This window comes from Pseudomonas sp. JAI120 (assembly GCF_014207255.1).
Taxonomy (GTDB): domain Bacteria; phylum Pseudomonadota; class Gammaproteobacteria; order Pseudomonadales; family Pseudomonadaceae; genus Aquipseudomonas.
This window is the reverse complement of record NZ_JACHCZ010000001.1, coordinates 1,791,602-1,813,764: the sequence shown is the minus strand read 5'-3', so window position 1 is coordinate 1,813,764 and position 22,163 is coordinate 1,791,602. Positions and strand designations below refer to the sequence as shown.

Here is a 22,163-nt window from a genome sequence, read left to right as displayed (position 1 = left end):
ATGAGCTTCGGCGCCGATGAAGAGATCCTTCAGGATTTCCTTGTAGAGGCCGGCGAAATTTTAGAGCAACTGTCCGAACAACTGGTCGAGCTGGAAAGCCGCCCGGATGATGCGAACCTGCTCAATGCAATTTTTCGCGGTTTTCATACTGTAAAAGGGGGCGCCGGCTTCCTCCAGCTCCATGAGCTGGTGGAGTGCTGCCACATCGCCGAGAACGTGTTCGACATCCTGCGCAAGGGTGAGCGTCACGTTGATTCGGAGTTGATGGACGTGATTCTCGAAGCACTGGATGCGGTCAACGGCATGTTCAGCGAAGTGCGCGAACGTGCCCCGATCACCGCAGCCACTCCGGAACTGCTGGCCGCCCTGGCGCGCTATGCCGAGCCGGCCGATACCTCGGCAGCGCCGGTGGTCGAAGCCGCGCCGGAACCGGTGGTGGAGCCTGAAGCGGATGTGACGGACAGCGAGTTCGAGCAACTGCTCAATTCCCTCAGTGCCGTCAAGGCTGAGGCCGAAGCCCCAGCCGCCGTTGCCCCGGCCGCCGCGCCGAGCAGCGAAGACATTACCGACGCTGAGTTCGAGTCCCTGCTCGACCAATTGCACGGCAAGGGCCAGTTCGCGGCCGACGCCGTGGCGCCTGCCGGTGCCGAGCCTGCTGCGGATGCGCCCGCTGCACCTGTCAGCACCGATATCACCGACGACGAATTCGAAGCGCTGCTCGACCAGTTGCATGGCAAGGGCACCTTCGCGGCCGACGCCTTGCCGGCCGTCGCCGCTACACCCGCAACACCGGCTGCCGGTGCCAAGCCTGCGGACGATGGGTTGATCTCCGATCACGAATTCGAAGCGTTGCTGGACGATTTGCACGGCAAGGGCAAGTTCACCGAAGTCGCCCCAGCCGCCGCTGCCGCCCCAGCCGCTGCTGCGGCCACGGCGGCACCGGTTGCCGCCAAAGCCGCCGCGCCCGCCGCCAAGCCTGCGCCTGCGCCGGCTGCTGCCCCGGCTCCAGCGCGTGCCGCTGCCGCACCGGTCGCGGAAAAACCGGCCAGTGAAGCCGAAACCACCGTACGGGTCGATACCGCGCGTCTGGACGACATCATGAACATGGTCGGCGAGCTGGTACTGGTGCGTAACCGCCTGGTGCGCCTGGGCCTGAGCAGTGGCGATGAAGCCATGCAGAAGGCCGTGTCGAACCTCGACGTGGTCACCGCCGACCTGCAAACCGCGGTGATGAAAACGCGGATGCAACCGATCAAGAAAGTCTTCGGCCGCTTCCCGCGCCTGGTTCGCGACCTCGCGCGCCAACTGAAGAAAGAGATCAACCTGGAACTGGTGGGTGAAGAAACCGACCTCGACAAAAACCTTGTCGAGGCCCTGGCCGACCCGCTGGTCCACTTGGTGCGCAACGCTGTCGACCACGGTGTCGAAACCCCGGAAGAACGCGAAGCCTCGGGCAAGTCCCGTGGCGGCAAGGTGATCCTGGCGGCAGAGCAGGAAGGCGACCACATCCTGCTGTCGATCACCGATGACGGCAAGGGCATGGACCCGACGATTCTGCGCAATATTGCCGTCAAGCGTGGCGTGATGGACAAGGACGCCGCCGACCGCCTGACCGACACCGAGTGCTACAACCTGATCTTCGCCCCTGGCTTCTCGACCAAGACCGAGATTTCCGACGTGTCGGGCCGTGGCGTGGGCATGGACGTGGTGAAGACCAAGATCAGCCAGCTCAACGGCTCGATCAACATCTACTCGACCAAGGGCCAGGGCTCCAAGATCGTCATCAAGGTGCCGTTGACCTTGGCGATCATGCCGACCCTGATGGTGATGCTGGGCAACCAGGCATTCGCCTTCCCGCTGGTCAACGTCAACGAGATCTTCCACCTTGATCTGTCGCGCACCAACGTGGTCGACGGCCAGGAAGTGGTGATCGTACGGGACAAGGCGTTGCCGCTGTTCTACCTCAAGCGCTGGCTGGTTGCTTCGGCTGCCCATGAAGAGCAGCGCGAAGGCCATGTGGTGATTCTCTCCGTGGGCACCCAGCGTATCGGCTTTGTCGTCGATCAACTGGTTGGCCAGGAAGAAGTGGTCATCAAGCCTTTGGGCAAAATGCTGCAGGGAACCCCGGGCATGTCGGGTGCGACCATCACCGGTGACGGCCGGATCGCGCTGATTCTCGATGTTCCGAGCATGCTCAAGCGTTACGCCGCTCGGCGTATTTGATTCTGGTGGGGCACGGCGGTATTGCCCACCCCACCTAACGGAGTGTTTATGGCAGTCAAGGTCCTGGTGGTGGACGATTCGGGTTTCTTCCGCCGCCGCGTCTCGGAAATTCTTTCCGCCGATCCAAGTATCCAGGTGGTCGGCACGGCCACCAACGGCAAAGAGGCGATTGATCAAGCCATTGCGTTGAAGCCGGACGTGATCACCATGGACTACGAGATGCCGATGATGGATGGCATCACGGCAGTTCGGCATATCATGCAACGCTGCCCGACCCCGGTATTGATGTTCTCCTCGCTGACCCACGAAGGCGCCCGAGTGACCCTCGACGCGTTGGATGCGGGTGCGGTGGACTTCCTGCCGAAGAATTTCGAAGACATCTCGCGTAATCCCGAGAAGGTCAAGCAACTGCTGTGCGAGAAAGTCCACAGTATTTCCCGCAGCAACCGCCGCAGCCTGTTCAGCGCGCCAGCCCCTGCGCCGGCACCGGTGGCTGCGCCGACCAGTTCCTCGTTCAGTCGCCCGGCGTCTGCGCCGGTTGCACGGCCTGCCGTGCCGCCGGTGCGCACGTCGGCACCGGCGGCTGCCCAGTCGCCTGCGCCCAAGCGCAAGGCTTATAAACTGGTCGCCATCGGCACCTCCACCGGTGGCCCGGTAGCCTTGCAGCGCGTGTTGACCCAATTGCCGGCCAACTTCCCGGCGCCGATCGTATTGATCCAGCACATGCCCGCTGCGTTCACCAAGGCCTTCGCCGAGCGCCTGGACAAGCTGTGCCGCATCAGCGTCAAGGAAGCCGAGGATGGCGACATCCTGCGTCCTGGCCTGGCGTTGCTGGCCCCAGGCGGCAAGCAGATGATGGTCGATGCCCGTGGCGCGATCAAAATCCTGCCGGGCGACGAACGCCTCAACTACAAGCCGTGCGTGGACATCACCTTCGGTTCGGCGGCCAAGTCCTACGGCGACAAAGTTCTGGCGGTGGTGCTCACCGGCATGGGCGCCGATGGCCGTGAAGGCGCGCGCCTGCTCAAGCAGGGCGGCAGTGCGATCTGGGCACAGGACGAAGCCAGCTGCGTGATCTATGGCATGCCCATGGCCATCGTCAAGGCTGACCTGGCCGACGCCGTCTACAGCCTGGACGACATCGGCAAGCATCTGGTGGAGGCCTGCCTCTGATGGATGTATTGAGCCTGATCGGCATCATCCTGGCGTTTGTCGCCATTATTGGCGGCAACTACCTCGAAGGCGGTCACCTTGGCGCCCTGGCCAATGGCCCGGCGGCGCTGATCGTGATTGGCGGCACGGTGGGCGCCGCGTTGCTGCAGTCACCGATGAGTTCGTTCAAGCGTGCAATGCAAATCCTCATCTGGATCATTTTTCCGCCGCGTGTCGACTTGGCCGGTGGCATCGACCGTGTGGTCAACTGGAGCCTCACCGCGCGCAAGGAAGGCCTGCTGGGCCTTGAGGGCGTGGCCGATGCCGAACCCGACAGCTACTCGCGCAAAGGCCTGCAATTGCTGGTGGACGGCGCCGAGCCGGAAGCGATCCGCAGCATTCTCGAAGTGGATTTCTACACCCAGGAAAGCCGCGACATCAACGCCGCCAAAGTATTTGAAAGCATGGGCGGCTACGCGCCGACCATCGGCATCATCGGTGCGGTGATGGGCCTGATCCATGTGATGGGCAACCTGGCCGATCCGTCGCAACTGGGCAGCGGCATTGCCGTGGCGTTCGTCGCGACGATCTACGGGGTGGCCAGTGCCAACCTGGTGCTGTTGCCGGTGGCCAGCAAGCTCAAGTCGATCGCCATGCGCCAGTCCCGTTACCGCGAGATGCTGCTTGAAGGCATCCTGTCGATTGCCGAGGGCGAGAACCCGCGCTCCATCGAATTGAAGCTCCAGGGCTTCATGGATTGATGGGGAGTATTGCCAATGAGCCGTCGCCGTCGCGAGCCTGAAGAACACGTCAACCATGAACGGTGGCTGGTGTCCTACGCGGACTTCATCACCTTGCTGTTCGCCTTTTTCGTGGTGATGTATTCCATCTCGTCGATCAACGAAGGCAAGTACAAGGTCATTTCCCAGGCGCTGATCGGTGTGTTCAATGACGCCGACCGCTCGCTCAAGCCGATCCCCATCGGCGAAGAGCGGCCCAAGACCGTGACCCCGGCCAAGCCGCTGGTCAACGACAGTGACGAAACCGCTGCCGGCGTGGGCGGCACCAGTGATCCGCTGAAAAGCATCGCCGATGACATCAGTGCCGCGTTTGGCGACCTGATCAGTTCCAACCAGATGACCGTGCGCGGCAATGAGTTGTGGGTAGAGATCGAACTCAATTCCAGCCTGCTGTTCGCCAGTGCCGATGCGTTGCCCAGCGACCAGGCGTTCACCATCATCGACAAGGTCGCGGCGATCCTCAAACCGTTTGAAAACCCGATCCACGTTGAAGGCTTTACCGACAATGTGCCGATCAGTAATGCTCAGTACCCGACCAACTGGGAGCTGTCATCGGCCCGTGCCGCGAGCATCGTACGCATGCTCGCGATGCAGGGCGTGAACCCTGGGCGCCTGGCGTCGGTGGGGTATGGCGAGTTCCAGCCGGTGGCCAATAACGCCACGCTCGAAGGCCGCGCACGCAACCGTCGGGTGGTCTTGGTGGTGTCCCGAAACCTGGAGGTGCGCCGTAGCCTGACCGGTACCGGTACCGCCAATGCAACACCGGATGCGGCCTTGAAGCGCGCTGGCACACAAACTGCACCGGCCCCTGCAAAGCCGCCGGTTCAGCAGAGTGCCGTCAATTCTCCGTCGCCGGCTCAATAACCTTATGCAATGTCTCGGTCGCGCGTGTGCCCACCGGGAGGAACCATCCGAATGAGAGTCTGGGCAGTTGCCAATCAAAAAGGTGGAGTCGGCAAGACCACCACCTCCATCGCTTTAGCCGGCTTGCTGGCCGAGGCGGGCAAGCGTGTGGTCGTGGTCGACCTCGACCCCCACGGCTCGATGACCAGCTATTTCGGCTACGACCCGGATGCGCTGGAGCACAGCAACTACGACCTGTTCCTGCACAAAGGCAACGTACCGGCCGACCTGCCCGGGCAATTGCTGTTGCCCACCAGTAACGAAAGCATTTCCCTGCTGCCGTCCAGTACCGCGCTGGCCACCCTGGAGCGCCAGTCGCCGGGGCAGAGCGGCCTCGGCCTGGTGATTGCCAAGACCCTGGCGCAACTGTGGCAGGACTTCGACTACGCCATCATCGACAGCCCGCCGTTGCTCGGCGTGCTGATGGTCAACGCCTTGGCGGCCAGCCAGCAACTGGTGATACCGGTGCAGACCGAGCACCTGGCGGTCAAAGGCCTGGAGCGTATGGTCAGCACCCTGGCGATGATCAACCGTTCGCGCAAACAGGCGTTGCCCTACAGCATCGTGCCCACACTGTTCGACCGCCGCACCCAGGCGTCCCTCGGCACCTTGCGCGTACTGCGCGACGCCTACCCGGAGACCATCTGGAATGGTTACATCCCGGTGGACACGCGCCTGCGCGATGCCAGCCGTGCCGGCCTCACGCCGTCGCAGTTCGACGGTAAAAGCCGTGGCGTGCTGGCTTACCGTGCATTGCTCAAGCACCTGCTGTCCCAGCAGCTTGTGGCGCAGGTGGCCTGATGATGAACCGTCCCGTCGAATTCAAGGTCAAGACCCGCCCGCAACTGGCACTGGAATCCTACCTGGATGCCTTGCTGCAGGACGCGACCGCGGAAGAATTGCCGGAACCGATTCTGGTGCTGGAGCCGGTGGTCGAAGTGCCGTCGTCGAGCAGCCTGGATGAGTTCCAGTTGGCTGTATTGGAAGAACAGGCCCGTGATGCGCTCGTTGCGCCTGTGAGCGTGCCGGTTGTCGTCCCGGTGGTCACGCCCGTCGCGCCTGCGGTGGTCGAGCCGGTCGTGGAAGTGCACCTGCCGCCGAGCATCACGCCACCGCCGGTGAGCGGCGATGATCGCCCGGCCTGGGCTGCCGAGCCGTTCGAATGTTTGCTGTTTGACGTCGCCGGGTTGACCCTGGCGGTGCCGCTGGTGTGCCTGGGCTCGATCTATTCCCTGGAAGGCCAGGAATTGACGCCGCTGTTCGGGCAGCCGGAGTGGTTCCTGGGCATCCTGCCGAGCCAGGCCGGTAACCTCAAGGTACTGGACACCGCGCGCTGGGTGATGCCCGACCGCTACCGCGATGACTTCCGCCAAGGCTTGCAATACGTGATCTCGGTGCAGGGCTACGAATGGGGGCTGGCGGTACATCAAGTCAGCCGCTCGCTGCGCCTGGACCCGAATGAAATCAAATGGCGCAGCCACCGGGGCCAGCGGCCTTGGCTGGCAGGTACCGTGATCGAACACATGTGCGCATTGCTGGACGTTGCCGAACTGGCCGAGTTGATCGCCAGCGGTGCCGTTAAAGCGATGCCGGGTAACAAACGCAGTTGATTGGACAATAAGGGCCGCACGCGCGTGCGGCCAAAAGAAGTACACACGCCGCCTACATCGGCATTTGAAGGGGTCAGAGATATGAACAAGTCAGCGTCCGCACAAGGTTTGGATGATCCGATCCTGCAATGGGTTACCTTCAAACTGGACAACGAAACCTACGGTATTAACGTGATGCGCGTGCAGGAAGTGCTGCGCTACACCGAGATCGCTCCGGTTCCCGGTGCGCCAAGCTATGTGCTGGGCATCATCAACCTGCGCGGCAACGTGGTGACGGTGATCGACACCCGCCAGCGTTTTGGCCTGGACACGGTCGAAGTCAGCGACAACACGCGCATCGTCATCATCGAAGCCGACAAGCAAGTGGTCGGGATCATGGTCGACAGCGTCGCGGAAGTGGTCTACCTGCGCCAATCGGAAGTGGAAACCGCGCCGAACGTGGGCAACGAGGAATCGGCCAAGTTCATCCAGGGTGTGTGCAACAAGAACAACGAACTGTTGATTCTGGTTGAGCTGGACAAAATGATGAGCGAAGAAGAATGGTCGGAACTGGAGAGCATCTGATTGTTCCTTGAGGTCGCGGTGATTGTCCTGGCCCTGTTGTGGGCCGGGACCTTGGGTTTTCTGCTGCGCTATATGAGCCAGCAGCGGGAATTGGCGATGCAGCAGGCCGAGCGCGATGCGGTGCGTGATCGACGGGTGCTGGAGCTGGTCAAGCGGGTTGATCACTTCCAGCAGAGTGCGGTGAGGGTCGGGGACGAGGTGCATGAACTGCGCGCCATTCTCGCGCCGTTGCCGGACAAGCTGGCGCAGATCGAGCAGCGTGATCCTTCCAGCCTGTCATTTGCCCAGGCGGCGAAGCTGGTGGGCATGGGCGCGACGGTGGATGAACTGACCCAGTCCTGTGGCTTGACCCAGGCTGAGGCCCAGTTGATGAGTAAATTACACAAAAGCTGATTGCGCCGTGTATACCGTGCAAAACCTCTCTGTGCCCTGAGCTAGAGCCTTCAGGCTTAAAAGTCGAGGGTGTCGGCTGCGGCTGATTGTGTCGAATGTGTCACAGTGCCATGTTTGTCCATGGCACTTTTACGTCTTTGTGATGACCAACCTGCGCATGTAGGAAGTTTCACTCACAAGGATGCGAAATGTCTGTTGATCCCCCTCTCGAGCAAAACCCTCTGTTTTGCTGCCGTCTTGCGTCGCCACCTCCGCGCTTACCGCGCAATCAAACGCCGTGCTTCAAGATCGACCGCGTAGTGCTCAGTGGCAATCAGGCCGAAGATGTCCAATGAATCCTGTCGATGATCCGGTGCAAGGACGTTGCGTCCGTGCCAGCGGCATTAACCTGACGTTGGGCCATGGGCAATGCCAGGGACGTGCTGGCGCGTGAACGATCTACGCAAACCCTGATGAAGAGCACGATGTTCAGGAAGAGCCTGCTGCTGAGTGTTTACGCGGTGTTATTGATTGGCTGCACGGGCAGGGGCTTTCAGCCTCCGCCAGGGGACTATACCCAATGGAAAAAAAGCGGTGTGTCGCAGCAGGGGGTCGACGATGCCATGCGTGCCTGCGGGTATACCAATCTTGATGGGGCGGGAGACACGTCGCCAATTGATGTGGTCCTGACGCGGTTCTACTGCATGAAAGATGCGGGCTTCACGCGCAGGGATAACCTGGACCTGTGCAAGGAAGGCCGTATCGGCGAATCACCTGTGTGCGAAGGTCGCCGCTGATCCAACACTAAAAGGAAGCAAGGCATGAACGATCTACGCAATGGACTGTACGGCGTCGCGCTGGCATTGGCGGTGGCAGGGCTGGGCGGTTGCGCCTCGTCGATGACGGTCACCGGCGAGCCGGGAGTGAAGATGGGCCAGAGCTATGCCCAGGTGCTTGCGGTGGTCAGCCGCAATAACGCCGTGACCAAGCAGGTTGATGGCCAAGGCTTCCGGGCTGAGGGTTACTCGCCGATGTTCAAGGACTGCCGGATCAAATACTTCATCTTCCAGGGCGCTGATGGCTTGCAGCAGGTGAAGTACGAACCGGCGCCAGAGCTGTCGGTCAACCAGAATTGCCGTCAACCGTAAGCGGCCCTTTATTCCTCTACGAGTTGACTGCTGATGAGCCTTTTACGTGTGGTTCCCGTGGCGCTGCTGGTGCTGCTGACAGGCTGCGGCCAGGTGGCGAATATCCGTTCCCTGTCCACCGGCTACGTTGCACCGCAGACAGGCGAGACCGCCCGCGTGCGGTTGATCACCGATGGTCTGGTGCGCGCTGTGCCGGGGCGTGATTGCCTGGACTGGAACGTGCCGGGCGCTGGGGTGATGGCCTCGACGAAAGCGGGCTTCCCCGATCACAACGGTGAAAGCCTGGGCATGCCTGGTCCGATTTATTCGTGGGCGGCTGCGGTGTCGTCGGAATTGGTGGTGCCGGCGAACAAGCCGATCGCCTTTCATTACCTGGGGCAATTGCAGTATTCCCGGCAATGCTCCGCCAGCATGGCCTTCGTGCCTCGGCCCGGGGTGGATTACATGGTGCAGGCGTCCATGTATGCCAATTGTTCGATCCAGTTGCATGAACTGCCGGCGGGCGCCAAGCAATGGGTCGCTGTGGAGCCTGCGTCCAAGGGCAAGCTGTCGATGTGCAGCGCGATGGATAACTTCTAATCAGTCGCGGGATTAATTTTCAATATTCATGGCTTTTTTTCGGTCGCCCAAGGTCCACATCCTTCAAGCACCTTTGAATCCAGGAGTAAGCCATCCATGACCACACCCAAGGCACTGTTGATCCTCCACGGCAAGCAAGCCCTCAACGAGGACGTGCGCAGCGCCGTGCTGGCCCGGCGCGAGCAGGGTTGGGAGCTGGCGGTGCGGGTGACCTGGGAGGGCGGTGATGCCCAGCGCCTGGTCAAGGAGGCCCTGGAGGGTGGTTACACCCACATCATTGCCGGTGGCGGTGACGGTACCTTGCGCGATGTGGCCGAGGCCATGGCCCAGGCCAAGGGCGACGCCAGCCTGGTGCTGATGCCCCTGGGGACCGCCAATGATTTCGCCAAGGCTGCCGGCGTGTCGTTGGAGCCCGCCCAGGCGCTGGCGTTGCTGGATGTGCCGCCCCGTGCGATCGACCTCGGCCAGGTCGGCGGGCAGATCTTCCTCAATATGGCCACCGGCGGCTTCGGCAGCCAGGTCACCGCCAATACCTCCGAAGACCTGAAGAAAGTCCTCGGTGGTGCCGCCTACCTGTTCACCGGCCTGACGCGCTTCAGCGAGTTGAAGGCCGCCTATGCCGAACTTGACGGGCCGGATTTCCACTGGAAAGGCGAGCTGCTCGCGCTGGGCATCGGTAACGGTCGCCAGGCGGGCGGTGGGCATGTGCTGTGCCCTGGCGCATTGGCCGACGATGGCTTGCTCGATGTCAGCATCCTGCCGGCGCCCCAGGAAGTGGTCGGCACCTTGCGCGAGCTGATGGGCAACGGTTGGGAGCTGGACGCGATGTTCGTGCGGGCACGCCTGCCGTGGGTGAACATCAAGGTCGCACAGGGTTTGTACATAAACCTTGATGGCGAGCCGCTGGAAGGTGACGACCTGCACTTCGAGGCCTTGCCCAAGGCCCTGCGCGTGCATCTGCCGGTGGGTTCGCCCCTAGTCGTCCAGGCTGATGATCTGCTCGCGCACGGCAAATAACACCAGGCCCGCCACGTCGAATATCTGCAGGCGCTTCATGATTTGCGAGCGGTGGGCTTCTACGGTCTTGATGCTCAGGCCCAGGCCGTGGGCGATCTCGCGGGTGGATTTGCCGCGCACGATCAGGCGCAGGATTTCCAATTGGCGGGCCGTGAGGTTATGGCTGTGGCCGGCGGGCGTGGCGGGCCCCTGGCTGCGCACCAGGGCCTGGTTGATCACGGTATGGGCGATCGCGGGGCTCAGGTAGCGCTCGTTATTGCGCAAGGCCAGCAGCGCGTGCTCCAACTCGTTGGCGGTGGTGTCCTTGAGCAGGTAGCCGTGGGCGCCCGCCTCCAGCGCGCACATGATCAGCTCCGGGTCGGTGTGCATCGACAGGATCAGCACCTTGCTCTTGGGGTGCACGCGCTTGAGTTGCTGCAGAGCGTCCAGGCCACTGGTGTGCTTCATCGACAGGTCCAACAGCACGATATCCGGCAGCAAGGCGTTGAACTGCTCCAACAACTGCGCGCCATCGCTGGCTTCGCCGATCACCGTGTAGCCGGGAATATCCTGGACCAGCGCACGTACGCCGGCCCTGATCAGTGCATGGTCATCCACCAGGAGTAATGTACAGCTCACTCGATAACCTTAGGGGCGCTGGCCCGTTCGAGGACGCGGGGCGCCCAGGGGAAAAGCGCTTCGATCCGTGTCCCGTTGCCTGGTTGGCTGCTGACGGATAATGAACCGCCAAGCTGATCAATGCGCTCGGACATGCCGGCCATGCCCCGTTGACCTTCCAGGCCGGGGTTGATGGCGGGCGAAAAGCCTTGGCCGTCATCGCAGATGGTCAGCGACAGGCCCTCGGGCAGGCGTTGCAGGCGCACCAGCAGATTGTGCGCCTGGGCGTGGCGCAGCATATTGGTCACGGCTTCCTGGGTAATACGAAAGGCCGCCACGGCCATTTCTTCAGGAATGCCGGTCAGCCGTTGCTGGCATTCAAGGCTCCAGTGCACGGGGGTGTTTTCCAGGGTCTTGAGCAGGTGCGCGCGCAGGCTGGCTTCCAGGCCCAGGCTGGCGAGCTGCCGGGGATTGAGGATGGCGGACACGTCGCGCACCTTGGCCAGGGTCTCATTCAAGGTGTTGCACAGGACAGTGCACTGGCTTTGCAGCTCATCCGGCAGGCGGCGCTTGAGCCATTCGCTTTGCAGCTTGGCGGCGGTCAGCAGTTGGCCGATATCGTCATGCAGTTCGCGGCTGAGGCGATGACGTTCGTTTTCCTGCACCTGCAACAGGCGATCGGCCAGCTCCTGGGGCTGGAACTTGATGGATTTACGCGAGCGCCACTGTTGCAGGCCAACCACCACCAACGTGGCCAGGTTGAGCAGCAGCACCATCAGTGGCAGCGGCGCAGAGCGGCTGTAGGCCCACAGGCTCAGCAGTAGCGAGCCAAGGCACAGGGCGAGGATCAAACGGCGTGCGTGACTGCGGGACGCGGACCTTGCGATGAATGTCTTGAGGCTGGCATGCATAGCGGATGGAGCCAATAAGGTTCGCTGCGAAAAGACCGGTCGCGACTGACCGGGCTCTGTTTGGAATACGTTCTTGAATCGTTTTCAAGCAGGTTGAAGTTGAGTCACTTCAAGCGGGGGCATAGTACCACCACTCTTACCGTTGGTCGCCAGGTGCCTTGCCTGGCGGGCCTATTTAAACGCGCAAAAACTCGGGGAATGATAATCCCAGAGTTGATGAAGTGAGGTTGTATTATTTTAAAGGGGTTGGATCGTTAATGGCTCATTGATATTAGTGTGCGCCATTCTGTTTCAGCGGGTTAGTTGGAACCGTCGTTTTTAGATAACCCTGTGCTTGAATGCGACCTGATAACGCCTCAAGACAAATGATGCATACGTTGTTGCGGCTTGTAACTGAAACCCTTTTGCGGAATTTGTAAGGTGACCGTGTCAATCAACTTGGTCTGTTCTTCTTTATCCATGGTCAGTTGGCCAGTTTTTGCATCGATCAGTTCCAGCTGCCAGGCCAGCAACGTCAAGCAGTCATGCAGGGCCTCCAGGGCTTGATCATGTAACTGCAAAGGGTTTTCGGCGTTGGCGATCACGTCCTGGATATGCCGCGAGAACTCGCTGATCGCTTGCAGGGCCAGGCAATCGGCCTTTTCGGCAAGCTTGATCAGGCTGATTTTCATGCAGTCGATGGCGTCACTGTCGTTGCGGATCAAATGCAGGTGGCTCAGACATTCTTCCGACTTGGTCAGCAGTTTTTCAGCCTCGCTCAGGAACTCAGGAAGTGCAATCTGCCACTCGTTACCGTCGTTCATCATGCAAGTCTCCACAACATAAGGTCGGGTGATGAGAAGTCGCACCGGGTGAATGGCGTAAAACTACCGCTGAAAGGTAACGTGAATCTGTAGGTCGCTTCTGAGCTTTCAGTAGGACGTTTATTTGAATGACGGCGACGGCTGTGCGTGGCCCTCGTGGGCGGGCTCGATTGCACACCTTCAGTTGCCGCGACGTGAACGTCTGGAAGACCCATGGAACGAGGGCTTGGGATGGCAAACAAAAGCCTGACTCCATTCATGCAATGAGAATGGCGTCACATTAATGGCTATTAGATATTGCGAATATCAGGTTGGGCCTGATTGTGCATAGGGGAATCCCTTACATGGCGGAACCTTGCGTCGATTTGAGTGTCTCGCAACGTTGCTGTACCGCCTATGAACAGGCCTCTGCAGTAAAGCATGATGTCAGTGTGACATCAATGAATTTACGTGGCATTTTACCGGGGTCAAGGTCCGACGCTTGCGGCCGATAACAAGCTAACTGCACAAACACTTCGCGCATTACTTTCCAGCGCACACCAGGAGCTCTTAATGGCCGGCATTCTCGACACGGTAGACCAACGCACGCAACTGGTGGGTGAGAATCGCCTGGAGATCCTCATGTTTCGCCTGGCCGGGCGGCAACTGTTCGCCATCAACGTGTTCAAGGTGCAGGAAGTCTTGCAGTTGCCCAAGCTGACCCTGATGCCCCAGCGCCACCCCTTCGTGTGCGGCGTGGTCAACCTGCGGGGCCAGACCCTGCCGGTGATCGACTTGTCCCAGGCCATTGGCATGCGCCCGCTGGTACCCGGGCCGAACAGCACCATCATCGTCACCGAATACAATCGCTCGGTGCAGGCGTTCCTGGTAGGCGGCGTGGACCGTATCGTCAACATGAACTGGGAAGCCATCCTGCCGCCGCCGACCAGCGCCGGGCGCCAGCATTACCTCACCGCCATCAGCAAGGTTGATGACCAGTTGGTGGAAATCATCGATGTGGAAAAAGTCCTCGCCGAGATCGTGCCGTACAACGCCAAGGTCTCCCGCGAAAAACTCGACGACCCGGTGCTGGAGCGCGCCCGTGGCCGCGAAGTGCTGCTGGTGGACGACTCCAACGTGGCCCTGTCGCAATTGCGCGACACCCTCGGCCAACTGGGCGTGAAGATGCACATCGCCAGCGACGGCCTCAAGGCGCTGAACATGCTCAAGGCCTGGGCTGACGCCGGCCATGTCATGACCGACAAGCTGCTGATGATCTTCACCGACGCCGAAATGCCCGAAATGGACGGCTACCGCCTCACCACCGAAATCCGCAATGACCCGCGCCTGCGCAAGCTCTACGTGGTGCTGCATACCTCGCTGTCGGGCAGCTTCAACGACTCGATGGTGAAGAAGGTCGGGTGCGACAACTTCCTGTCCAAGTTCCAGCCGGACAAGCTGGTGGATGTGGTACGCCAGCGCCTGATGCTGGACGAAGCGTCCGCTTGACCTTAGGGTGACGGCTTTGCCCCTCAGGAATGCAGGCCCATGCTCCGTCTCAGCGCGTTGTACCGTTATCCCTTGAAGTCCGGCAGGGCCGAAATCCTGCAACAGATCGGCCTGGATAAACTCGGGTTGGACGGGGATCGACGCTGGATGCTGGTGGACGAGGCCAGTGGGCGTTTCCTCACCCAGCGCGCGGTGGCGAAGATGAGCCAACTGTCGGCGCTGTGGAACAGCAGCGGTGGCCTGACCCTCAGTTCGCCTGGCTACGCGCCGCTGGACGTGGCGCTGCCCGGCAACGAGGCCGAGTTGCGCGGCGTGACCATCTGGCGTGACACCTTGCGTGTGCCGGACGCCGGCGACGAAGCTGCCGCCTGGGTCAGCGACTTTATCGGCAAGCCCACGCGGCTGGTGCAGATCCCCCTGGAACGTGCCCGCACCACCCAAGCGGGTTACGGCCGCGATGATGACCAGGTAGCGTTTGCCGACGGTTATCCGTTGCTGGTGATCGGGCAAGCGTCCCTCGACGACCTCTCGCAGAAAGTCGGCCGTCCCATGGACATGCTGCGCTTTCGCCCCAACCTCGTGATCGAGGGCAGCGAAGCCTTCGCCGAAGACGGCTGGAAACGCTTGCGCATCGGTGATGTGGAGTTTCGCGCAGTCAAACCCTGCTCACGCTGCATTCTCACCACCATCGATCCGCACACCGGCGAGCGCAGCGCCGACCGTGAGCCTTTTGTGACGCTGGAGGCCTACCGCAAGACGGAGGACGGCGCGATTTTTGGCCAGAACCTGGTCAACGATGGCGTGGGCCGCCTGGAAGTGGGCATGCCGGTGATCATCCTCGAATAAGTCATGCGCCCATAAAAAATGCCCGTCTCGCAGGAGACGGGCATTTTTTTTGCGGCGCAGCGATCAGCCGCGGTATTCGCACAGGTAAGCGGTGTCCACCGCGACCTTCAGTTGGAACTTGCTGTTGGCCGGTACGTTGAACTGGCTGCCGGCGGCGAAGGTTTCCCAGTCGTTGGCGTCGGGCAGCTTGACGGTCAGGGCGCCGGACACCACGTGCATGATTTCACGCTGGGCGGTGCCGAATTCGTATTCACCCGGGGCCATTACGCCGATGGTCGCCGGACCTTCTGCGGTGCCGAAAGCGATCGACTTGACGGTGCCGTCGAAGTACTCGTTGACTTTGAACATGGGCGAATCCTCGGAAAAAGTTGCTGCTTTACGCTCACTCTGTAGGAGCGAGCTTGCTCGCGAAAAACCTGAGAGCGCCGCTGGGTGCCCGGTTTACAGCGTTATCGTCAACGACCTGCGCAAGCAAGCTCGCTTCTACAGTTGAGCAGCAAGGAAAAGGGCAGCCAGTATGCCCAAGGCTTCGGGCGCTGCCTAGACCGGCAAAATCAGCGGCAGCAGGCGCGCGGTGTTGCGGGCATCTTCCAGCGCTCGATGTTGCTGGCCCTGGAACTGCATCCCCGCCAACTGCAAGGCGCCATTGAGCCCCAGGGGCTTGTCCAGGCGCCGTGCCTTGGCGAAGCGTTGCTTGAGGTTGACATGGGGCGTGGGGGCCATGGCGCTGGTCAGGCCATGGCGTTGCCATTCGAGCTCCAACTGCACGCGGTCGTAGTCACCCCAACTGGCCCAGCCTTCCAGGCGCGCCTGATGCTGGCCCAGCCAGCGCTCAAACAGCGGCCACACCTCGGTGAAGGGCGCGGCGGTGTCGATATTTGCCTGGGTGATATGGGTCAGTTTGCGACAAAAGGGCGTCAGCAATGGACGGCGCAGCGGCCGCACAAAGCGCTGGAAGTGATCCAGTTCGCGGCCCTGGCGGTTCACCAGGCTCGCGCCGATCTCGATGACTTCCATCTCCGTCACGGGCCAGCCGCCTTCATCCGTTGTGGCTTCAAGGTCAATAATCAGCCAATGAGGCATCGCGCAGGTTCCCGTACTCGTCCTTTCCTGTTGGGGATAGAGCGTAGCCCGGCCTTGTAGTTCCGACTAGGTGGTTATTCGATCTCCAGCAGAACCTGGCGATTGCGTACCTGATCGCCTGCTGTGACCTGTACGGCCTTGACCACACCGTCCATATCGGCCTTGAGTGGATGCTCCATTTTCATGGCTTCGAGCACCAACAACAGTTGGCCTTTGCTCACGTGTTCACCGGCGCTGACGCGTACGTCGACGATGGCACCGTCCATCGGTGCCTTGACCGTGCCGCTGCCGGCGTCGGCCGGGGGGGCGACAACTTGCTGAGTGCGGTTGGTCACGGTCAGGCCGGGTAGCCACAACCGGGGGCCCTCAAGGTGATAGGCGATGCGGCGGCGAATGCCGTTGAGCACCAGAGTGGCATGACGCCCATCGGCACTGAGTGGCAGAGGGGGAGCGGTGAGGGTGTGGATTTCGCCGTCGACCTCCAGGCGAAAGGTACAGGGCACACTGGCGTTGTTGCGCCATCCCGCCAGGCCGTGGGGATGCTGGTCAGCGCTGTGTTGGTAAAACAGCGCGGCGGCCAGGGCGAGCTGATCGCTCGTGGCGGCCTGGCGCGGTATTTCGCTGAAGTGTTCGGCGATAAACCCGGTACTGAAATCGCCGCCGATAAAGTCTGGATGCTTGAGCAAATCAGCCAGCAACCGTTGATTGGTCGCCACCCCCAGCAGCAAGGTGTCTTCCACCGCCCGCAGTAGTTTGCGCCGGGCCTCTTCGCGGGTGGCGCCATGGGCGATGAGCTTGCCGAGCATCGGGTCGTAGAACGGGCCGATTTTTTCACCTTCGCACAGCCCATGGTCAACCCGTATGCCCACGGCCGGCTCCCAGCGCAGCACCTCACCGGTTTGCGGCAGAAAGCCCAAGGCCGGGTCTTCGGCGTAGAGGCGCACTTCCATGGCGTGGCCGTTCAGGCTCACCTGCGCTTGCGTGAGCGGCAGCGGCTGGCCGGCGGCGATCTGCAGTTGCCAGGCCACCAGGTCGAGGCCGGTGATCAGCTCGGTCACCGGGTGCTCCACCTGCAGGCGGGTGTTCATTTCCAGGAAGTAGAACCGGCCGTTGCGGTCGAGCAGGAACTCCCCGGTGCCGGCGCCGACGTAATTCACCGCGCGTGCGGCCTTGAGCGCGGCTTCGCCCATGGCCTGACGCAGTTCGGGCGTCATCACCGGGCAGGGCGCTTCCTCGATGACTTTTTGATGGCGGCGCTGGATCGAACAGTCGCGTTCGCCGAGGTAAATCAGGTTGCCGTGGCTGTCGCCGAACAGCTGAATCTCGACGTGGCGCGGCTCGATCAGTGCCTGTTCGAGGATCAGTTCGTCGCTGCCAAATGCGTTCTTCGCTTCCGAGCGCGCGCTGTGCAGGTTGTCCAGCAGCGCCTCTGGCCGGTGGACCAGGCGCATGCCACGGCCACCGCCGCCGGCGCTGGCCTTGATCATCAACGGGTAGCCGATGCGCTCGGCTTCGCGCTGCAGGCAGGTATCGTCCTGGGCGCTGCCCTGGTAGCCGGTGATGCAAGGCACGCCGGCCTCCAGCATGGCGAGTTTGGACAGGCGCTTGCTGCCCATCAGTTCGATGGCCTCGGCGCTGGGGCCGATGAAGGTCAGGCCGGCGTGTTGGCAGGCGCGGGCGAAACCGGGGTTTTCCGAGAGGAAGCCGTAGCCGGGGTGGATGGCGTCGGCGCCGGTTTTTTCCGCGGCCTCGAGGATGGCCGGGATGTTGAGGTAGGACTGTTGTACCGGCGCAGGGCCGATGCGCACGGCTTCGTCGGCCATCTGTACGTGCAGGGCCTGGGCGTCGGCATCGCTGTAGACGGCGACGGTGCGGTAGCCCAATGCCTGGGCCGTGCGTTGGATGCGGCAGGCGATTTCGCCGCGGTTGGCGATCAGGATTTTTGTGAACTGCGGCATTTTTTGCTCCGTGTGTATATCCGTTATTTAGGTAACGGCCACTTAGGGTTCCGCTCTTACAGCGGGTCACTTTCGGAAGGACCCAAAAGTAACCAAAAGGTCCTCGCCCCAACACTCGGCACCTCGCCTAGGCTCGGTGTGCCCTCACTCCGGCTTTGGAGCGTGGGCCGCCGCAATGGGCCATCCCTGGCCCAGCGCGGCTAACCCGGCGTCCTGCCGGGTTACCCACGCTCCAAAGCCTTCGTTCGGGCATACCGAGCCTAGGCGAGGTGCCGAGTGGTGGGGCAAGAGCCCTTTGGTTACTTTGGGGCTTTTCCAAAGTGACCCGCCGTAAGGGCGGAACCAATAGCCGCCGTTACCGCAGCAACGGATATGCACTCACCCAAACCCCAAAAAGCGGTCGGCCCGAAGGCCGCCACGGAAACAAGCCCCCTCGCCACAGACCACTGAAAATTGTGTAGATACCCATGCTCAGCGGGCGTCACCTGCACCACCCAGGCTTTCTCTTCTGCACAAACGCCTGCGTCCCCTCAATTCCCTCTGCACTGGTCACCGACTCGGCAAACCACTGCGCCGCTTGATCCAGCAGTGGCCCTAACGGTTGCTCCACACTCGCCAGCAGCAGCGCCTTGGTACGCGCGTTGGCACCTGGCGCGCAGCGCAGCACCTGCCCCAGCACCTCATCCAGACGCTCCGCCAACGCCTGCGGGTCGGTCTCGGTAAAGTGCACCAGCCCCAGCCGTTCAGCTTCCCGTCCATCGAACCGCGCCGCCGTCAGCGCCAGCCGCCGTGCCTGGGCCAGGCCGATACGCTTGACCACAAACGGCGCAATCTGCGCCGGCAGTAACCCCAGGCTGGTCTCCGGTAACCCGAACTGCGCCTGGTGATCGGCAATCGCGATGTCGCTCACGCAGGCCAGGCCGAACCCACCGCCCAGTACCGCACCTTGCAGCACCACGATGACCACTTGCGACACGGCTTCCACTTCTTGCAGCAACGTGCCAAAAGCCCGGTTCAGCGCCTGCAATTGATTGCCTGCGCTGACCAGATCCCTCACATCGGCACCGGCACAAAAGTGCCCGCCTGCGCCGCTGATCACCACGGCGCGCACATGGCTGTCCAACCCAGCCAGCACCGCGCGCAGTTCGTTGACCATTTCCAGGCTCATGGCATTACGGCATTCGGGTCGGTTGAGGGTGATGTGCAACACGCCGTTATGGGGTTCGAGCAGCAGGGTATTCATGGCTTTTTCCCAGGCAAAGTGCCCATCAGTTTGCAGATGATGCCCAGCATGATTTCATCGGCGCCGCCGCCAATCGACACCAGGCGCACGTCGCGATAAGCGCGGGCCACCGGGTTGTCCCACATGAAGCCCATGCCGCCCCAGTATTGCAGGCAACTGTCGCTGACTTCACGGCCGAGGCGCCCGGCCTTGAGCTTGGCCATGGAGGCCAGGCGGGTTACGTCCTGGCCCTTGATGTACTGCTCGGTGGCCTGGTAGACCAGCGCCCGCAGGCATTCGATTTCGGTGGCCAGTTCGGCCAGGCGAAAGTGAATCACCTGGTTGTCGATCAGCGCCTTGCCGAAGGTCTGGCGCTCCTTGCAGTAGTCGATAGTGCTGTCGATGCAGTACTCCAGGCCCTTGATCATATTGGCCGCGCCAAACAGGCGTTCCTCCTGGAACTGCAGCATTTGCATCATGAAGCCCGCGCCTTCGTGGCCGATGCGATTGCGCTGCGGCACGCGCACGTCGTCGAAGAACACCTGGGCGGTCTCGGAGCTGTGCATGCCGAGCTTTTCCAGGGGCGGGCTGACGCTGATACCGCGGGTGTTCATCGGCACCATGATCAGCGACTTGTTGATATGCGGCTTATCGTCGGAGGTGTTGGCCAACAGGCAGATAAAGTCGGCGCTGGGCGAGTTGGTGATCCACATTTTGCTGCCGTTGATCACATAGTCGTCGCCGTCCTTGCGCGCATAGGTTTTCAACCCGGCCACGTCGGAACCGGCGCCGGTTTCCGAGACGCCGATGCAACCGACCTGCTCGCCGCTGATGGCCGGGCGCAGGAATTCGTCGCGCAATTCATCGGAACCGAAGCGGGCGAGGGCGGGGGTGCACATGTCGGTCTGCACGCCGATGGACATGGGGATGCCACCGCAGCGGATGGTGCCGAACTCTTCGGCAGCGACGATCGAGTAGCTGTAGTCGAGGCCCATGCCGCCGAATTGTTCCGGTTTGGAAATGCCCAGCAAGCCGAGGTCACCGGCCTTGCGGAAGATTTCGTGGATGGGGAAGCGCCCGGCCTTTTCCCATTCGTCCACATGGGGGTTGATCTCGCGGTCGACGAAGGCGCGGACGGTGCGGCGCAGTTCCTGGTGTTCCTGGGTGAAGATCATTGTTCTTGTTCTCCTGTTAGAAACGCGCGACACCGAAGCTGTTGGACTGCAACTCGCGGACTTCGGCCTCGTGACAGATATCCAGCAGAAAGCCGAGCAAGGTACGGGTATCCCGTGGATCTATCAGCCCGTCATCCCACAGATTCGCGCTGCCATAGAGTGCAGTGGACTGGCTGTCGAGTTTCTGCGCGGTGACCTGCTCAAGCATGTCCAGCACCTTGGGATCGGGCACCAAACCGTCCTTCAGCTGTTTGGCCTCGGTGACGATCCGCAGCACCTTGCCCGCCTGCGCACCGCCCATCACCGCTGTGCGGCTGTTGGGCCAAGCGAAGATAAAGCGCGGGTCCAGGCCGCGACCGCACATCGCATAGTTGCCGGCGCCGTAGGAGCCACCGACCACCACGGTGAGTTTAGGTACCCGTGCGTTGGCCACGGCCTGGATCATCTTCGCGCCGTGCTTGATCACCCCTTGCTGCTCCGCTTCGGTACCCACCATGAAGCCGGTGGTGTTGTGCAGGAACAACAGCGGCGTGCGGCTCTGGTCGCACAGCTGGATAAACTGCGCCGCCTTGCTCGCGCCTTTGGGCGTGATCGGGCCGTTGTTGCCGATCACGCCGACCGCACGGCCTTGAATGTGCAGATGGCCGCAGACGGTATGGGCGTCGAACTCTCCCTTGAATTCGAGGAACTGCGAACCGTCGGCCAGGCGCGCGAGGATCTCGCGCACGTCGTAGGGTTTTTTGGCGTCATCGGGGATCAGCCCCAGCAGGTCGTCGATCGGGTACAGGGGCTCGGCGTAAGTGCGTTTTGGCGCCTGTGGCAGGCGATCGTTCCAGAGCAACAGGCTGACAATCTCGCGCACGATGCGCACGCCATCGGCATCGTTTTCCGCCAGGTATTCAGCGGTGCCGGCGATTTGCGCATGCATCTCGGCGCCGCCCAGTTCCTCATCGGTGGCGACTTCACCGGTCGCCGCCTTGAGCAGCGGCGGGCCGGCGAGGAACAGCTTGGCCTTGCCGCGCACCACCACCACGTAATCCGACAGCCCTGGCTGGTACGCGCCCCCCGCCGTGGCCGAGCCGTGCACCACGGTGATCTGCGGCAAGCCCATGGCCGACATGCGCGCCTGGTTGGCAAAGCTGCGCGCGCCTTCGACGAAAATCTCCGCGGCGTAGTTGAGGTTGGCGCCGCCGCTTTCGGCGAGGGTCACCACCGGCAGTTTGTTTTCCATGGCGATCTGTTGCAGGCGCAGGGATTTTTTCAGGCCGGAGGGCGAAAGGGTGCCGCCTTTGATCGCGCTATTATTGGCCACCACCAGCATGCGCACGCCGCTGACGTAGCCGATGCCGGCGATCAACCCACCACCGGCGGCGCTGCCGTCCTTGTCGTCGTGCAGCTTGTAGCCCGCCAGGCTCGCCAGTTCCAGGAACGGCGCGCCAGGGTCCAGCAGCAGGTTGAGGCGCTCGCGCGGCAGCAGTTGGCTGCGCTTGTCGAACTTGGGCCTGGCTTCCTCGGCCTTGGCGAGCAGGGTGTGTTCCAGTTGGCGCAGGTGCTGGATACCTTCGAGCATGGCCTGGCGGTTCTGCGCGAACTGCGGGCTGTGGGCATCGATCAGGCTGTCAATCAGCGGCATGGTTTATTGCTCCGCCTTGTGCAGCGGTGACGATCACGGTGTGGCCCTGGAACAGGCCGGCTTTGAAGATCGAGTCGAA

General features: G+C 61.9%; 23 protein-coding genes and 1 pseudogene. 14 read left to right on the top strand and 10 right to left on the bottom strand.

Annotation, left to right across the window (positions count from 1 at the left end):
- The 12 genes from HDC32_RS08535 to yegS all read left to right on the top strand — a co-directional run bounded on the left by HDC32_RS08535 (window position 1) and on the right by yegS (window position 10,368).
- Window positions 1–2,223, top strand: coding sequence for a chemotaxis protein CheA (locus HDC32_RS08535; RefSeq protein WP_184743539.1), 2,223 nt, complete (start codon window positions 1–3; stop codon window positions 2,221–2,223).
- A gap of 48 nt (window positions 2,224–2,271) precedes the next feature.
- A complete protein-coding gene (locus HDC32_RS08530; protein ID WP_167656605.1) occupies window positions 2,272–3,396 on the top strand; it encodes a chemotaxis response regulator protein-glutamate methylesterase in 1,125 nt (374 codons plus the stop codon).
- Window positions 3,396–4,136, top strand: coding sequence for a flagellar motor protein (locus HDC32_RS08525; protein WP_027603872.1), 741 nt, complete (start codon window positions 3,396–3,398; stop codon window positions 4,134–4,136). The genes HDC32_RS08530 and HDC32_RS08525 overlap by 1 nt, the downstream gene beginning before the upstream one ends.
- A gap of 15 nt (window positions 4,137–4,151) precedes the next feature.
- Complete coding sequence (gene motD / locus HDC32_RS08520; RefSeq protein ID WP_131698558.1) at window positions 4,152–5,039, top strand: flagellar motor protein MotD; 888 nt, start codon at window positions 4,152–4,154, stop codon at window positions 5,037–5,039.
- Window positions 5,040–5,090: 51 nt separating this feature from the next.
- Complete coding sequence (locus HDC32_RS08515; protein ID WP_065924144.1) at window positions 5,091–5,879, top strand: ParA family protein; 789 nt, start codon at window positions 5,091–5,093, stop codon at window positions 5,877–5,879.
- A 2-nt stretch (window positions 5,880–5,881) separates the two neighbouring features.
- Entirely contained in the window at window positions 5,882–6,688 is an 807-nt protein-coding gene (locus HDC32_RS08510) for a CheW domain-containing protein (RefSeq protein WP_184743536.1), read from the top strand.
- Window positions 6,689–6,769: 81 nt separating this feature from the next.
- Window positions 6,770–7,252 (top strand): chemotaxis protein CheW, encoded by a 483-nt coding sequence (locus tag HDC32_RS08505; RefSeq protein ID WP_005790025.1) that lies wholly within the window; start codon window positions 6,770–6,772, stop codon window positions 7,250–7,252.
- Window positions 7,253–7,645 carry a DUF2802 domain-containing protein gene (locus HDC32_RS08500; RefSeq protein ID WP_131698556.1) on the top strand — a complete coding sequence of 131 codons (393 nt, stop codon included), beginning with the start codon at window positions 7,253–7,255 and terminating at the stop codon, window positions 7,643–7,645.
- Window positions 7,646–8,109: 464 nt separating this feature from the next.
- Window positions 8,110–8,421, top strand: coding sequence for a hypothetical protein (locus tag HDC32_RS08495; protein ID WP_184744142.1), 312 nt, complete (start codon window positions 8,110–8,112; stop codon window positions 8,419–8,421).
- A 24-nt stretch (window positions 8,422–8,445) separates the two neighbouring features.
- Window positions 8,446–8,772, top strand: coding sequence for a hypothetical protein (locus tag HDC32_RS08490; protein WP_065940546.1), 327 nt, complete (start codon window positions 8,446–8,448; stop codon window positions 8,770–8,772).
- A 33-nt stretch (window positions 8,773–8,805) separates the two neighbouring features.
- Entirely contained in the window at window positions 8,806–9,351 is a 546-nt protein-coding gene (locus tag HDC32_RS08485; protein ID WP_131698554.1) for a hypothetical protein, read from the top strand.
- Window positions 9,352–9,447: 96 nt separating this feature from the next.
- Entirely contained in the window at window positions 9,448–10,368 is a 921-nt protein-coding gene (gene yegS, locus HDC32_RS08480; RefSeq protein ID WP_131698553.1) for a lipid kinase YegS, read from the top strand.
- Here the strand turns inward: yegS and HDC32_RS08475 are convergent.
- From HDC32_RS08475 to HDC32_RS08465, 3 genes are all read right to left on the bottom strand, one after another.
- Complete coding sequence (locus HDC32_RS08475) at window positions 10,327–10,986, bottom strand: response regulator transcription factor (RefSeq protein ID WP_131698552.1); 660 nt, start codon at window positions 10,984–10,986, stop codon at window positions 10,327–10,329. The genes yegS and HDC32_RS08475 overlap by 42 nt on opposite strands.
- Window positions 10,983–11,876 (bottom strand): sensor histidine kinase, encoded by an 894-nt coding sequence (locus HDC32_RS08470; protein WP_131698734.1) that lies wholly within the window; start codon window positions 11,874–11,876, stop codon window positions 10,983–10,985. Before HDC32_RS08470 ends, HDC32_RS08475 begins: the two co-directional genes overlap by 4 nt.
- Before the next feature lie 356 nt (window positions 11,877–12,232).
- Window positions 12,233–12,682: a hypothetical protein gene (locus HDC32_RS08465; RefSeq protein ID WP_178116755.1), complete on the bottom strand. Its 450-nt coding sequence runs from the start codon at window positions 12,680–12,682 to the stop codon at window positions 12,233–12,235.
- A 549-nt stretch (window positions 12,683–13,231) separates the two neighbouring features.
- Between HDC32_RS08465 and HDC32_RS08460 the strand changes: the two genes are divergently transcribed.
- Entirely contained in the window at window positions 13,232–14,167 is a 936-nt protein-coding gene (locus HDC32_RS08460) for a chemotaxis protein CheV (protein WP_027603884.1), read from the top strand.
- A 39-nt stretch (window positions 14,168–14,206) separates the two neighbouring features.
- On the top strand, window positions 14,207–15,013 hold the full coding sequence (locus HDC32_RS08455) for an MOSC domain-containing protein (protein ID WP_145336963.1): 807 nt from the start codon (window positions 14,207–14,209) through the stop codon (window positions 15,011–15,013).
- Window positions 15,014–15,076: 63 nt separating this feature from the next.
- Here HDC32_RS08455 and HDC32_RS08450 read toward each other — a convergent pair whose 3' ends face one another.
- The 7 genes and pseudogenes from HDC32_RS08450 to HDC32_RS08425 all read right to left on the bottom strand — a co-directional run bounded on the left by HDC32_RS08450 (window position 15,077) and on the right by HDC32_RS08425 (window position 22,084).
- Entirely contained in the window at window positions 15,077–15,361 is a 285-nt protein-coding gene (locus HDC32_RS08450; protein WP_049712179.1) for a pyrimidine/purine nucleoside phosphorylase, read from the bottom strand.
- 40 nt (window positions 15,362–15,401) lie between these two features.
- A pseudogene (locus tag HDC32_RS32225) lies at window positions 15,402–15,488 on the bottom strand (outer membrane lipoprotein carrier protein LolA); the annotation flags it as partial.
- Between the two features lie 65 nt (window positions 15,489–15,553).
- The gene (locus HDC32_RS08445) at window positions 15,554–16,096 is read right to left on the bottom strand and encodes an exonuclease domain-containing protein (RefSeq protein ID WP_053133333.1); all 543 of its coding nucleotides are present in this window, start codon (window positions 16,094–16,096) and stop codon (window positions 15,554–15,556) included.
- A 74-nt stretch (window positions 16,097–16,170) separates the two neighbouring features.
- Complete coding sequence (locus HDC32_RS08440) at window positions 16,171–18,054, bottom strand: acetyl/propionyl/methylcrotonyl-CoA carboxylase subunit alpha (RefSeq protein ID WP_184743533.1); 1,884 nt, start codon at window positions 18,052–18,054, stop codon at window positions 16,171–16,173.
- 481 nt (window positions 18,055–18,535) lie between these two features.
- A complete protein-coding gene (locus HDC32_RS08435) occupies window positions 18,536–19,297 on the bottom strand; it encodes an enoyl-CoA hydratase/isomerase family protein (RefSeq protein ID WP_184743531.1) in 762 nt (253 codons plus the stop codon).
- A complete protein-coding gene (atuD, locus tag HDC32_RS08430; protein ID WP_184743528.1) occupies window positions 19,294–20,451 on the bottom strand; it encodes a citronellyl-CoA dehydrogenase in 1,158 nt (385 codons plus the stop codon). Before atuD ends, HDC32_RS08435 begins: the two co-directional genes overlap by 4 nt.
- A 16-nt stretch (window positions 20,452–20,467) precedes the next feature.
- Window positions 20,468–22,084 (bottom strand): acyl-CoA carboxylase subunit beta, encoded by a 1,617-nt coding sequence (locus tag HDC32_RS08425; RefSeq protein WP_184743525.1) that lies wholly within the window; start codon window positions 22,082–22,084, stop codon window positions 20,468–20,470.
- Between the last annotated feature and the right edge of the window lie 79 nt (window positions 22,085–22,163).